Genomic DNA, 13,677 nt, shown 5'->3' on the forward strand with positions numbered 1-13,677 from the left:
GCCTTAGAGCTTCGCGATGATCTCCGCCAGCAGCGTGGAAATACGCTTGCCCGCCGCTTGGCCGGCTTCGAGGACCTCGGAGTGGCTCAGCGGAACCGGGCTGATGCCCGCGGCAAGGTTGGTGACCAGCGAGATGCCGAAGACCTCCATGCCTGCATGGCGTCCGGCGATGGCTTCCAACGCCGTGGACATCCCCACGAGGTCAGCGCCGATGCGCTTGGCGTACTGGACCTCGGCAGGCGTCTCGTAGTGGGGGCCGCTGAACTGGGCGTAGACACCCTCCTGCAGTGAAGGATCCACCTCGCGGGCCAGCTGCCGGACGCGTGAGGAGTAGAGGTCCGTGAGGTCCACGAAAGTGGCGCCCTCAAGCGGGGACGTGGCGGTCAGGTTGATGTGGTCGCTGATGAGAACAGGCGTGCCCGGGGTCCACTCCTCATTGAGGCCACCGCAGCCATTGGTGAGGACCAGCGTCTTGCAGCCCGCGGCTGCGGCGGTGCGCACGCCATGGACCACGGACCGGACACCCTTGCCTTCGTAGTAGTGCGTCCTGGCTCCGAGGACCAGGGCGCGCTTGCCTTCCTTGGTCAGGACGGAGCGGATGGTTCCCACATGGCCCACAACGGAAGGCTGATGGAAACCGGGAACCTCCGAGGCATTCAAGGTGGCGGTGGTTTCGCCAATGAGATCGGCAGCTTCGGCCCAGCCGGAACCGAGCACCAAGGCTACGTCGTGGGACTCTACGCCGGTCTCGGCGGCGATGAAGTCCGCCGCGGCCCGCGCAGCTTCGAAGGGGTCTGTGTTCATCAGCTCAGTGTTACTCACTGGTACAAGCTACCTTGCGTGTGCGGCAATTTGGTAGGGACCCGTCCGCGCCGGCGGGTGAGGCTTGGCTGACTGGCAGCCTGCCGTGCAATGAGCGAGAATTGAGGATTGTGACCACCCAAGTTGACTTCAGTTCCCCCCGTATCGCGATTCTGGGAGGTGGTCCCGGAGGATATGAAGCCGCCATGGTGGCCGCGTCCCTTGGCGCAAAAGTCACCATCATCGAGCGGGCAGGCCTTGGCGGCTCCGCCGTGCTGACCGACGTCGTGCCTTCCAAAACCCTTATCGCCACCGCCGACCTCATGACCCGCGTCGGTGAGGCGGACGAGTTGGGCGTCAAATTCGACGGTGACGGTGGCGGCTCCAAGCCCCGCGCCGACCTGAAGCACATCAACGATCGCGTCCTGGATCTGGCCCGTGGACAGTCCCACGACATCCGCACGGGGCTGGAGCGCCTCGGCGTTGAGATTGTGATCGGTTCCGGCAAATTGCTGGACAACAACACCATTGAGGTGCTGACCCTTGAAGGCGTCCGCACCATCGACGCCGATGCCATCCTGCTGGCGGTGGGGGCGCACCCGCGCGAACTCCCTACCGCCAAGCCCGACGGCGAACGCATCCTCAACTGGGCCCAGATCTACAACCTCGACGAATTGCCCGAGGAACTGATCGTGGTGGGCTCCGGTGTAACCGGTGCTGAGTTCGCATCTGCCTACAACGGCCTCGGCTCCAAGGTCACGCTGATTTCCAGCCGCGACCAGGTCCTCCCCGGTGAGGACACGGACGCTGCCAAACTGCTGGAAGGCGTGTTCGAGCGCAGGGGCGTACGCGTGTTGTCCCGGTCGCGCGCCAACGCAGTTGAACGGACGGACGACGGCGTGAAGGTCACTTTGGGTGACGGATCGGTGGTTACGGGCTCGCACTGCCTGGTGTGCGTGGGTTCCATCCCCAACACAGCGGGAATCGGGCTTGAGGAAGCCGGGGTGACCTTGACGGAGTCCGGGCACATCAAGGTGGATGGTGTTTCGCGCACCACTGCCCCCAACATCTACGCTGCCGGAGACTGCACCGGCGTGTTCGCGCTGGCGTCCGTCGCTGCCATGCAGGGCCGCATCGCGGTTGCCCACTTCATGGGTGATGGCGTGAAGCCGCTCAAGCTCAACCAGGTGGCGTCCAACATCTTCACCTCCCCGGAAATCGCGTCCGTGGGCGTTTCCGAGGCCGACCTCGCCTCCGGCAAGTACCAGGGCGACGTCGTGATGCTCTCGCTGCTCAGCAACGCCCGCGCCAAGATGCGCAACACCAAGGATGGCTTCGTCAAGATCATCGCCCGCAAGGGTTCCGGCACCGTGATCGGTGGCGTAGTGGTTGGCCCCAACGCTTCCGAGCTCATCTTCCCGATCTCCGTGGCCGTCACGCAGAAACTGCACGTGGACGACGTCGCAAGTGCTTTCACGGTGTACCCGTCACTGACAGGGTCCATCTCGGAGGCAGCGCGGCGCTTGCACGTGCACATGTAGCTGCAGGCCCCTGGCGCCCGTTTCGACGGCTTGCTGCGGATTCGATGGTTGGAAACGTCGAATGCGCAGCGAGCCATCGAAACGGGCGTTCTGCGTTCCTAGGTGCGCAGGGCGGCGACGGCTTCCGCCAAGGACATGCGCAGCGCTGGGCCGTGCCCCGGCAGGATCACATTGGCTTGGATCTTGCTCAGTGAGCGTGCCGCTGCGAGGGCGGTCTCCGGATTCGAGTGGTACATCCGGTGCAGCATCTGTGGGCCGGACTTCGAACTGATCGGGTGGCCACTGGCAAATGTGTCACCTACGGCGATGGCCTGCGCCCCGGGGATCAGTAGGGCAACGTTGCCTGGGGTGTGACCGGGCAAGAGGATCGCTTCCGGTTGGCCAGGCAGGCTCCGGAGCCTGTCCTCATCCCATGCCTCGGCACGCGTTGCGGGCTCGGCTTGGAGGGCTTTCGCTTGGATGACATGGAGCAGCCAGCGGAAAACACGTGGCCGCCACGCCCGTGCCAGCACCTGGCCGATGGTGACCTGATGCTTTTCCTTGCCCTGCACGTGGGCCAATTCCTCGGGGGAACACAGGATGGGCGTGCCGAACGTCCTGGAGAAGTACGCAGCCGAGCCCGTGTGGTCCACGTGGCCGTGGGTGATGAGCATGGCTTTGGCATCAGCCGGCTCAAGCCCGAGCCCGGTGATCGATTCGAGGACCAGGTCCCTATCGGCAGGGTATCCGCCGTCGATCAGTAGGAAGGCGGACCTGTCCGCTGAGGCCGGGGCATCCCGGAGAATGACCCAGTTGGACGCAGGTCCTTCAACAAAGTGGACGCCGGGCGCGGGTTCGGAGATCTTCACTCCGAAAGTCTAGAAGCCCCGGCAACGAATACGCGGGAAGTATGCGTGCACGCAGGGAAACTTCCCACGAACCCGCAGCTTTCCCGCGAAACCGAGTGAGCTACTCAGGCGGCAGCCGCTTGGAAATGTTTTTCGATGAGCCCCTTGATGTCCTCGTGGCATCCTCCGCAGCCTGTGCCGGCGCGTGTGGCCTTGGAGACCTCGCCAACAGTGCTGCAACCATCCAACACGGAATCCTCGATGCTGGCGGCACTGACCCCGGCACAACGGCACACCGTGCGCTGGGGATCGTTGCTGGTGGCGCTGCCGGAACCCAACTGGTCAGGGCCGTCCAGACGAAGCAGCAGGGAACGGTCCGCCGGCAGCTCTGAGGAACGTTCGAAAAGGACGACGAGCTCTGCAGCGGTCCGCGGCATGCCCACGGCCACCAAACCCTCCAACACGCCGCCACGGGTGGTCATCTTGACGTAGCGGCCGTGCTCGGGATCGGCCCACTGGGAGATTTGGCGGCGTGCCCGGCCGGATGCGGCCCCGGCTTCAAGCAGTTCTTCGTCCCAGGGATCGGCCTGGTTGTCGCCGGCAAGGGCAAGGTTGATGCCCCTTGCCTTCAGGACCACAACGCCTGGCTTTTCCGTGGGCAGGGCTTCCATCGCATCCGCGGCTTCCTGGCCGTCTTGTGCCAGGACCACCAAATATTCAGCCAGCCACTCGGCCTGACGCCAGCCCGGGCCTATCAAGCCGGAGGGGCCGGTGGCAGTCCGGCAATCAAGGCAGGAAGCGTCAAGGCAGCGGACCTCTGCACAGTCGCCGATCGCGAACATGTGCGGCTCGTGGTACGTGCGGAGATGGTGGTCCACAAGGATCCCAGCGCCGGTCGGAAGGCCACAGCCTTCAGCCAGCTCGATCCGCGGGCGGACTCCACAGGAGAGGACCAGCAGGTCGCCGTCGATCGCCGAGCCGTCTTCCAGCAGCAGCGCAGAGAAGCTTCCGCCGGGGCCAGCGGTTTCCACGCCGGTAGACCTCGCATTGCCGGCCATCCGGACGCCGCCCGCACGAAGGCTGCTCGTCAGGACGGAACCGCTGCCGCGGTCAATGCTGCGGCCCAAAGGGAAGGGGCCGTTATGGACCACCGTTGCCTGGGCGCCTTCCTCCGCGGCGGCGAGGGCGGTTTCCAGGCCAAGGACGCCACCACCCAGGACCACGACGCGCTTGCCGCCGGCCACAGCTTCGCGGAGTACCGCGGCATCGCGAAGATCGCGCAGGGCAGTAACACCGGCCGGAAGCACGGGGCCAGAAGGATCGGGGTTCAACCCGGTGAGGTTGGGAATGACGGGCCGGGAGCCGGTGGCAAACACCAGTCGGTCGTAGTGTTCATTGGTGCCGTCGGAGAGAATCACCTGCTGGCGTGCGCGGTCAATTCTCTTGACCTTGACACCCAACCGCACGTCAACGCCGTCGGCCTCCAGTTCAGCAGCGTCGGCCATTGCCAGGGCTTCAGGAGTGGTCCGTCCGACGCCGAGTTCTGCAACCATGACGCGGTTGTAAGCGGCCTCAGCTTCCTGCCCGACCACCAGAAGTTGCACGAGTCCTGTGCGGACCGCGGGAAGCAGTTCGTCCACCAGTCGTGCAGCAACCGGGCCGAATCCAACAACAACAATGCGCTCGCTCATGATGCCTCCTTGGCGTGCAGGGGCAGCCCGGATCCGGCAGGCACAGCGGCTGGAGCCGCTGACACTGTGGTGGACGCTGCCCGCCGGACCCATACCCGGCTGGTCTTGAACTCCGGCATGCCGGAAATGGGATCGGTGACCGCCTCCGTGAGGCGGTTGGCGTTTTCCTGGCCCGGGAAATGGAACGGCAGGAACACAGTGTCCGGGCGGACCGAATTGCTAAGCTCCGCCCGGCACAGGACCTCGCCGCGCTGGTTGGTCACGGTTGCGTAATCGCCGTCGGCAATGCCACGCGCCGCTGCCGTGCCAGGGTGAATCAGGAGTTTGGCCTGTGGCTGGGAAGCCAGCAGCTCGCTCACGCGGCGGGTCTGGGCACCGGACTGGTAGTGCTCCAGCAGGCGGCCAGTGGCGAGTGCCAGGGAGTCGTCCGCAAACGAACGTACAGCTCGCTTGGAAGGGGTAACCGGGACCATCACGGCGCGGCCATCGGCATGGGCGAATCCGTCAGCGAAGAGGCGCGGCGTTCCCTGGCTGCCCACGGGGTACGGCCAGTAGGCAGCTTCGCCGCGATCCAGCATGTCGTAGTCGATGCCGGAGTAATCAGCCAGACCGCCAGCCGAGGCCAAGCGCAGTTCTTCGAACACTGTCTCGGGGTCGTCACTGAACGTGGAAGGTGCTTCCAGCATCCCGGCGAGCCGGGACATGAGCCACAGTTCGTTGCGAACACCCGGGGGAGGGGTGAGTGCCCGGCGGCGGCGGATCACGCGGCCCTCGAGGTTGGTCAGCGTGCCCTCTTCCTCGGCCCACTGGGTCACGGGGAGCACGAGGTCGGCTTCAACGGCCGTCTCGGACATGAAGAAGTCGCACACCACCAGGAAGTCCAGGCTGCGAAGTCCCTGGGTCACCGCGTTGGTATCCGGCGCCGAAACCACAACGTTGGCGCCATGCACGAAAAGGCAACGGACGCCGTCGGGCTGTCCCAGGGACTTAAGAAGCTCGACGGCGGGCAAGCCGGCTCCCGGGATCAGTGACTCGTCGACGCCCCAGACCTTGGCCACGTGGGTGCGTGCGGCGGGGTCGGTGATCTTGCGGTAGCCGGGGAGCTGGTCGGCCTTCTGGCCGTGCTCACGGCCACCCTGGCCGTTGCCTTGGCCGGTCAGCGTGCCGTAGCCGCTGCGGGCCGAGCCCGGCAGGCCAAGGAGCAGGCTGAGGTTGATGGCTGCGGTTGCGGTGTCAGTTCCATCGACGTGCTGTTCCACTCCACGGCCGCTGAGGATATAGCTCCCGCCGTTGCGGGCGCCCTGGGCCAGACGCCGGGCGGTTTCGCGGATGAGGGTGGCCGGGACGCCGGTGATGGACTGGACGCGCTCGGGCCAGAAGGCGTTGAGGCTGCGAACCACGGCGGCATAGCCCTTGGTGTTTGCCTCGATATAGCTCGTGTCAGCCAGGCCTTCGTGGACCACAACGTGGCTGATGCCCAAAAGGAGGGCCAAATCTGTGCCGGGCGTTGGCTGCAAATGGATGCCGCCGCCGTCGCCCGTGAACGCTGCCGTCGCCGAACGGCGCGGATCCACCACGATCAGCCCACCGGCGTCGCGCGCGCCCTGAAGGTGCTGGACGAACGGAGGCATGGTCTCGGCTACGTTGGAGCCGAGCATGAGGATCACGGAAGCGGAGTCCAGATCAGTGACGGGGAAGGGGAGGCCGCGGTCAACGCCGAAGGCGCGGTTGCCTGCCGCTGCCGCCGAAGACATGCAGAAGCGGCCGTTGTAATCGATGCGTGAGGTGCGCAGTGCCAGCCGGGCGAACTTGCCCAGCATGTACGCCTTCTCGTTGGTGAGGCCGCCGCCACCGAAAACTCCGACGGCGTCGTTTCCGTACTGCTTCTGGGTGTCCTTCACAGCAGCGGTGACCAGCATGAGGGCCTGGTCCCAGGAGATCGGCCGGTGGACGCCGTCGGATCCTTTGAGCATTGGTTCGGTGACGCGGCCGTTGTGACGCAACAACGACGCCGATGTCCAGCCTTTGCGGCACAGCCCGCCCCGGTTGGTGGGGAAGTCGCGCCCTGAAACCTCCAGGGGCACGGCAACTTCACCGCGCATCGCGGGTGTGGCAGGGCTTGCCGGTGCTGCCTCGGACGAGGACGCCGGCGCTGGGCCGCCGGCTGCCGAAGCAGCCGGGGCCAGCGTCATGGCGCACTGGAGCGCGCAGTACGGGCAGTGGGTATCGGCGCCGTTGGGCATCTAGATGTGTCCGATCGTGTTGCGCTTCTGGGCGGGGCGGATGTAGCAGGCCCAGCAGACGGTGAGCATCAGGACGTAGGCTCCAACGAATCCGTAGAACGCCGGGGTGTAAGAGCCGCTTGCTGTGTTCGATGCATTCAGCACCTGGGGGATCACGAATCCGCCGTAGGCACCGATCGCCGAGATCAGGCCCAGTGAGGAGGAAGCCAACCGTGCCGTGGTGGTGCTTGGGGCACCTGCGCGCGCTGCCCGGCTGGAGGTCGCGAAGATCACCGGGATCATGCGGTACGTTGCACCGTTACCGAATCCGCTGGCTACGAAGAGCAGCAGGAACAGGGTCAGGAAGAGCCAGAAGTTCTTCAGCGGAAGGGTCCAGATCATGGTCAACGTGATGACGGCCATCGAAGCGAACGAGGTAATGGTCATCCGGGCGCCGCCCATGCGGTCTGCCATGCGTCCGCCGTAGGGACGTGCAAGGGAACCGACCAGCGGGCCGAGGAATGCCAGGGACAAGGCCACAGCACCGACGTGGATGGAGGAGAAATCGGGGAAGTAGTCCTTGATCAGTTTCGGGAAGACGCCGGCGAAGCCAATGAAGGAACCGAACGTGCCGATGTAAAGGAACGCCATGATCCACAGGTGTGGTTCTTTGAGGGCCGCAACGGATCCGGCCACGTCACCCTTGGCGCTGGTGAGGTTGTTCATGTACTTCCAGGCACCAAAGGCCGCGATCAGGATCAGCGGGATCCAGATGATGCCGGCCATGGGGAGGTTGACCGTTCCAGCTGCGAGCAAGGTGATGGCGATGGGAACCACAAGCTGGGCGATGGCGGCACCCAGGTTTCCGCCCGCGGCGTTCAGCCCCAGTGCCCAGCCCTTTTCGCGGGCCGGGTAGAAGAAGGTGATGTTGGCCATCGAGCTGGCGAAGTTGCCTCCGCCGAAGCCAGCGAGGGCTGCAACCAGGAGCATGACGCCGAACGGCGTTTCCGGATTGGAAACACAGATCGCCAGGCCGCTGGCGGGAATCAGGAGGAGCAGTGCCGAGACGATGGTCCAGTTGCGGCCACCGAACTTAGGCACCATGAAGGTGTAGGGGATTCGCAGCGTGGCGCCTACGAGGCTGGGGATGGAGATGAGCCAGAAGATCTGGTTGGTGTCGAACTTGAATCCAGCTGCGGGGAGCTGGACGACAACGATCGACCAGAGCTGCCATACGACAAAGCCGAGGAATTCGGCGAAGATCGACCAGTACAGATTGCGCTTGGCGATGGACCGGCCTTCGGCTTCCCACTGGCCCTTGTCCTCGGCATCCCAGTTGGCGATCCAGCGCCCGGGGCGGTGTTCAAGGGTGGGAACGGCGGTAGCAGTGGACTGGGTGGGGGCCAGTTCTTCTGCAGTGCGGTCAACAGTCACGGAGTGCCTCCTTTGGGGGACGTTGTTCTTCCAAGGTAGGTTTCACGCGTTTCGCGGACCGTCGCCCTTTGTAAACGTGCTGTGACATTTCCCTATCGGCGGGGTCACCAGCGCGTGAGGCAATGGTGAGGTAGTGTGGCCCGGACCACAGTGTGAGACTTTTCGACTAGTCCGGATAGTGGACTTAGTTGTCCAGTCAATGGACTGCGGGAACTATTATTGAACTCTCGAATAATCCTTCGCCGGGCAGGCTCCCAGGGTCATCGGCCGGTGTGAACGAAAGCTGCTACTACATGTCTTCGACTGCTACGTCCAAGGAAGGCGAGTACACCAAGCCAGTGAACTCGCGGGGCAAAGTGATCTTCGCCAGCCTGATCGGCACGACGATCGAGTTCTACGACTTCTACGCCTATGCCACTGCGTCAGTGCTCGTCTTCCCCAAGCTCTTCTTCCCCGACGCCACTGACATCAATGCGCTGCTCAGTGCGTTCGCCATCTTCGGTGTTGCCTTCTTCGCCCGTCCCATCGGCGCCGTCGTCTTTGGCCACTTTGGTGACAAGATCGGCCGCAAGGGCACCCTGGTTGCCTCGCTGTTGACCATGGGTATCGCTACGTTCCTGATCGGACTCCTGCCCACGGCATCCATGCAGGGGTGGGCGATCCTGGCCCCGATCATGTTGGTAATCCTGCGCTTCTTCCAAGGCCTGGCTTTGGGTGGTGAATGGTCCGGTGCAGCTTTGCTGGCCACCGAGAATGCCCCCGAGGGCAAGCGTGCCATCTATGGAACGTTCCCGCAGTTGGGTGCCCCTATTGGCTTCATCATCGCCAACGTGATCTTCATCTGGATGAACGTTGCCCTGTCGGCCGAAGAATTCCTCGCCTGGGGTTGGCGTGTTCCGTTCATCCTTAGCGCAGTCCTGGTCATCGTGGGCCTCTACGTTCGCCTGAAGCTGGTGGAGAGCGTGTCCTTCACCAAGGTGATCGAACAGGAAAAGGTTCAGAAGCTGCCCCTCGCCGCGACCCTCAAGAGCCACTGGCGTCCGGTCCTGGCCGGCACTTTCATCATGTTCGCCACCTACGTGCTCTTCTACATCATGACCACGTTCACGCTGTCCTACGGCACCAAGCCAACCCTGGCCGGCGCCCAGGCCGCGGCCGAAAAGGCCGGCAAGCCCATGACGGCGGACCAGATTGCGGCGTTTGTTCCCGGCCTGGGCATCACCCGGTCCGACTTCCTCTGGATGCTGATCATCGGCGTCGTGTTCTTCGGTATCTTCACCGTCGTTTCCGGACCTCTGGCCGAGAAGTGGGGCCGCCGCAAGTTCCTGCTCGGCGTCACCGCCGGCATCTTCGTATTCGGTGCGCTGTGGTTCACCATGTTTGGCCCCGGCCAGGCGGCGGCCATGGTTGGCCTCATTGTGGGCTTCACCCTCATGGGCCTGACCTTCGGCCCCATGGCAGCCATCCTGCCCGAGCTGTTCCCGGCCAACGTCCGTTACACCGGTTCTGCTGTGGCGTACAACCTGTCGTCCATGATCGGAGCGGCTCCCGCCTCGTTCGTCGCCATCGCTCTGTGGTCGGCAGCCAGCGGCAGCACCTGGCTGGTGGGCGTGTACATGGCCATCGCCGCCGTAGTCACTTTCGTGGCGCTCTGGTTCACCCGCGAAACCAAGGACATGGACTACGAGAACAACGTCGCCTGACCTTGGGGACATTAACGACGTCGGCCCCGCACCGGAAGGTGCGGGGCCGACGTCGTTAAGCTGGTTTAGTCCTCGAAGCTCGCTTAGTCCTCAATCGTGGCGATGACAGCGCCTGCAGCGACCGTCTCACCGGCGCTGGCTGCGAGGCCACGAACTGTGCCGGACTTATGGGCCGTCAATGGCTGCTCCATCTTCATGGCTTCCAGGACAACGATCAGATCGCCCTCGGCCACGACGTCGCCGTCGGCAGCTGCGACCTTGACGATGGTGCCCTGCATCGGCGAGGTCAGTGCATCACCGCCAGCGGCTGCGGCTGCAGCCCCTGCCGAGCGGGAACGCTTCTTGGACTTGCCCGATTTGGTGCCCGAGCCGCTGGAAACAGCGGCGACGCTGGCGCCCAAGCCGGACGGCAGAACGACCTCAAGCCGCTTGCCGCCAACCTCGACGACGACGCGCTGGCGCTCACCGGCGTCGGGCGTTTCCGCACCTGCGCCGCTGGCCGTCCAAGCGGGGATGTTGTTGACGAACTCGGTCTCGATCCAGCGGGTGTGCACCTTGAACGGGCCATCTGCCGGTGCGAAGTCGGGATCGGTGACCACTGCGAGGTCGAAGGGGATGACGGTGGGAATGCCTTCCACCACCATCTCCTCGAGGGCACGGCGCGAACGCTGGAGGGCTTGCTCACGGGTGGCGCCGGTGACGATCAGCTTGGACAGCATGGAGTCGAAGTTTCCGCTGATGACGTCGCCCTGCTCAATGCCGGAGTCCACGCGGATGCCTGGACCCGTGGGGTTCTTCAACGTGCTGACCGTGCCGGGCGCGGGCATGAAGTTGCGGCCCGGGTCTTCGCCGGTGATGCGGAACTCGAAGGAGTGGCCGCGGACCTCGGGGTCCTCGTAGCCAAGTACTTCGCCGCGCGCAATGCGGAATTGTTCGCGTACGAGGTCGATGCCCGTAACTTCCTCGGAAACACAGTGCTCCACCTGGAGGCGGGTGTTGACCTCGAGGAAGGAGATGGTGCCGTCCTGGCCCACGAGGAACTCGCAAGTACCCGCGCCGAGGTAGTTGGCTTCTTTCAGTATGGCCTTGGAGGATTCGTAGAGCCGCTTGTTCTGCTCCTCGCTGAGGTACGGAGCCGGGGCTTCCTCGACGAGTTTCTGGTTGCGGCGTTGCAGTGAGCAGTCGCGGGTGGAGACGACGACGACGTTGCCGTAAGCATCCGCCAGGCACTGCGTCTCGACGTGGCGCGGGGCGTCCAGGAAGCGCTCGATAAAGCACTCGCCGCGGCCGAAAGCTGCAATGGCCTCACGGACTGCGGATTCGTACAGCTCCGGAATTTCTTCCATGGTGCGGGCAACCTTGATGCCGCGTCCGCCACCGCCAAAAGCAGCCTTAATGGCGATGGGCAAGCCGAATTCCTCGGCAAACTTCAGGATCTCATCCGCGTCCTGGACGGGGTCGGCGGTGCCGGGAACCAACGGGGCGCCCACCTTTTCGGCGATGTGGCGCGCCTGCACCTTGTCGCCCAAGGCAGAGATCGCCTCGGGGGAGGGGCCGATCCAGGTGATGCCGGCCTCGATCACTTTGGCAGCGAACTCTGCGTTTTCGGCGAGGAAACCGTACCCGGGGTGGATCCCATCAGCGCCCGCCTGCTTGGCGACGTCGATGATCTTGTCCATGACCAGATACGACTCAGCCGCGGTGTTGCCGCCAAGGGCATACGCTTCGTCGGCGAGGCGGACATGCAGGGCGTCACGGTCCGGGTCTGCGTAGACGGCTACGGAGGCGATGCCTTCGTCCCGGGCGGCTCGGATGATGCGGACCGCGATTTCGCCGCGGTTGGCAATCAAGACCTTGGTAAGAGGGCTGGAAATGGGCTGCGCCGGGTTAGCTGACAAGTTGTTGACTCCTTCTGTCCTTGAGGAGCCTAGCGTGATTGTGAGGGTTCCGCCCATATTGATGGGGGATTCCGTGTGTGAGGAGATGTTCCTTTGTAGGGTTGCTACAAATCGCTTCTACTGGTGTGCTTCCCACAGTTCGGTGATTCCAACGTTCGCGTGGACCAGCAGTTCGCGCAGGGTAGAGATGGAAAGACCGACGACGGCGTGCGGGTCACCGTCCACCTTGCGGATAAATGCGCCGCCCAGGCCGTCGATGGTGAACGAGCCCGCGCAGTGCAGCGGTTCTCCCGTGGCAATGTAGGCGTCGATGTCGCTTGCGGTCATGTCTACGAAGTGAACCTCGGCACTCGACACAGAGCCGACCGTGGCTCCCGTTCCGTCCGCGGGCTCGTCCTCGTCCACGTCGGCTGCGGTTTCCCGGCAATCAACAAGCCAGTGACCCGTGTGCAGCACACCCTTGGAGCCGCTCATGCGCAGCATCCGCTCGCGGGCGACCTCCGCCGTGTAGGGCTTGCCGTGGGACTCGCCGTCGAACTCGAAAACCGAATCGCAGCCGATCACCAGGGCGCCCTCGGCTTCGGGGAGTGCGGCCACGGCTTCAGCCTTTGCTCTGGCCAGCAGCAGCGCAGTGTCGTGCGCGTCCGTGACGCCGTAGTGCGCCTGCACCGCGTCCTCATCCACGTCGGAGACGAGGATGTCGTGCTGGATTCCCGCTTCCCTCAGCAACTTGGTGCGGGCAGGGGATTGCGAGGCAAGGATCAATCGGGTCACCGTCCCAGCCTAATACGTTGTTCTCTCACTTCCTGCCGGTTTTGGGGGGATGTTCTCTCACATCGCCTACGCTGGTCGAATGCTGCTGCTCGTGGACCTGGACAACACCTTGGTCGACAGGACTTCGGCCTTTGCTTGCTGGGCTACGAATTTCGTGCGCTCGCTTGGCAGGCCGCATTCTGATGCAGCATGGCTCATCACTGCAGACCGGGATGGTTATGAGCCGCGGGGATCCTTGGCTCTCGCCATCAAACAGCGTTTTCGCATGGACCGTGGAATCGAAGCCCTGGTAGACACCTTGCTCTTTGAGCATGTGGAACTGATGACCATGGATCCGCGTACGCGCATCGCACTGAGGGAGGCGCGGGAGGCCGGATGGAGGATTGGCATCGTCACGAATGGGGCGACGGCGCAGCAGACACAGAAGATCGAACACCTAGGAATTGAACCCTACGTCGATTGCGTCGTGATTTCCGAGGCTGTTGGCATGAAGAAGCCTGATGCTGGGATTTTTCGGCTGGCGGCGCAGGAATTGGGTTGCGATCTGACCGATGGCTGGATGGTGGGAGATCATCCCATCGCCGATATCTCGGGTGGGCGCGCGGCGCGATTAAAGACCGGTTGGGTCTCCCGCGGGCAGGAATGGCCCAACGACGTGCCGCCGCCGACCCTCACTCGCCGCACGGCTGCCGAGGTTATCAATGCTCTGATTCGGCTCGACGCCAGAAACGCCCGACGTCGGCGCCAAGGTTGAGCGCCGACGTCGGACGTTCTGCAGGATGTGAG

General features: G+C 64.0%; 10 protein-coding genes. 3 read left to right on the forward strand and 7 right to left on the reverse strand.

All coding sequences use genetic code 11. The features are described 5' to 3' along the window. Positions 1-3: 3 nt before the first annotated feature. A complete protein-coding gene (locus tag J2Y41_RS07420) occupies positions 4-804 on the reverse strand; it encodes a purine-nucleoside phosphorylase (RefSeq protein ID WP_396133500.1) in 801 nt (266 codons plus the stop codon). Between the two features lie 128 nt (positions 805-932). On the opposite strand from J2Y41_RS07420, the gene J2Y41_RS07425 reads away from it, so the two are divergent. Continuing rightward, on the forward strand, positions 933-2,342 hold the full coding sequence (locus tag J2Y41_RS07425; protein WP_224091906.1) for an NAD(P)H-quinone dehydrogenase: 1,410 nt from the start codon (positions 933-935) through the stop codon (positions 2,340-2,342). 98 nt (positions 2,343-2,440) lie between these two features. On the opposite strand, the gene J2Y41_RS07430 is transcribed toward J2Y41_RS07425, so the two are convergent. From J2Y41_RS07430 to J2Y41_RS07445, 4 genes are all read right to left on the reverse strand, one after another. Beyond that, positions 2,441-3,190 (reverse strand): MBL fold metallo-hydrolase, encoded by a 750-nt coding sequence (locus J2Y41_RS07430; protein WP_309927615.1) that lies wholly within the window; start codon positions 3,188-3,190, stop codon positions 2,441-2,443. Positions 3,191-3,294: 104 nt separating this feature from the next. Next, positions 3,295-4,860, reverse strand: a complete 1,566-nt coding sequence (locus J2Y41_RS07435; protein WP_309927619.1) for an FAD-dependent oxidoreductase — start codon at positions 4,858-4,860, stop codon at positions 3,295-3,297. Then, entirely contained in the window at positions 4,857-7,103 is a 2,247-nt protein-coding gene (locus J2Y41_RS07440; protein WP_309927622.1) for a molybdopterin oxidoreductase family protein, read from the reverse strand. The genes J2Y41_RS07435 and J2Y41_RS07440 overlap by 4 nt, the downstream gene beginning before the upstream one ends. Then, positions 7,104-8,516 (reverse strand): MFS transporter, encoded by a 1,413-nt coding sequence (locus tag J2Y41_RS07445; RefSeq protein ID WP_224091923.1) that lies wholly within the window; start codon positions 8,514-8,516, stop codon positions 7,104-7,106. A gap of 293 nt (positions 8,517-8,809) precedes the next feature. Here J2Y41_RS07445 and J2Y41_RS07450 point away from each other — a divergent pair, with 293 nt between their 5' ends. Further along, the gene (locus J2Y41_RS07450; RefSeq protein ID WP_309927627.1) at positions 8,810-10,219 is read left to right on the forward strand and encodes an MFS transporter; all 1,410 of its coding nucleotides are present in this window, start codon (positions 8,810-8,812) and stop codon (positions 10,217-10,219) included. An 83-nt stretch (positions 10,220-10,302) separates the two neighbouring features. Here the strand turns inward: J2Y41_RS07450 and J2Y41_RS07455 are convergent, their stop codons facing one another. Next, a complete protein-coding gene (locus J2Y41_RS07455; RefSeq protein WP_224091928.1) occupies positions 10,303-12,174 on the reverse strand; it encodes a biotin carboxylase N-terminal domain-containing protein in 1,872 nt (623 codons plus the stop codon). 60 nt (positions 12,175-12,234) lie between these two features. Next, entirely contained in the window at positions 12,235-12,891 is a 657-nt protein-coding gene (locus J2Y41_RS07460) for a nucleoside triphosphate pyrophosphatase (protein ID WP_309927633.1), read from the reverse strand. Between the two features lie 79 nt (positions 12,892-12,970). On the opposite strand from J2Y41_RS07460, the gene J2Y41_RS07465 reads away from it, so the two are divergent. Then, on the forward strand, positions 12,971-13,645 hold the full coding sequence (locus J2Y41_RS07465; RefSeq protein ID WP_309927636.1) for an HAD family hydrolase: 675 nt from the start codon (positions 12,971-12,973) through the stop codon (positions 13,643-13,645). The last annotated feature ends 32 nt before the right edge of the window (positions 13,646-13,677 follow it).

The organism is Arthrobacter sp. 1088, from assembly GCF_031455315.1.
Lineage (GTDB): Bacteria > Actinomycetota > Actinomycetes > Actinomycetales > Micrococcaceae > Arthrobacter.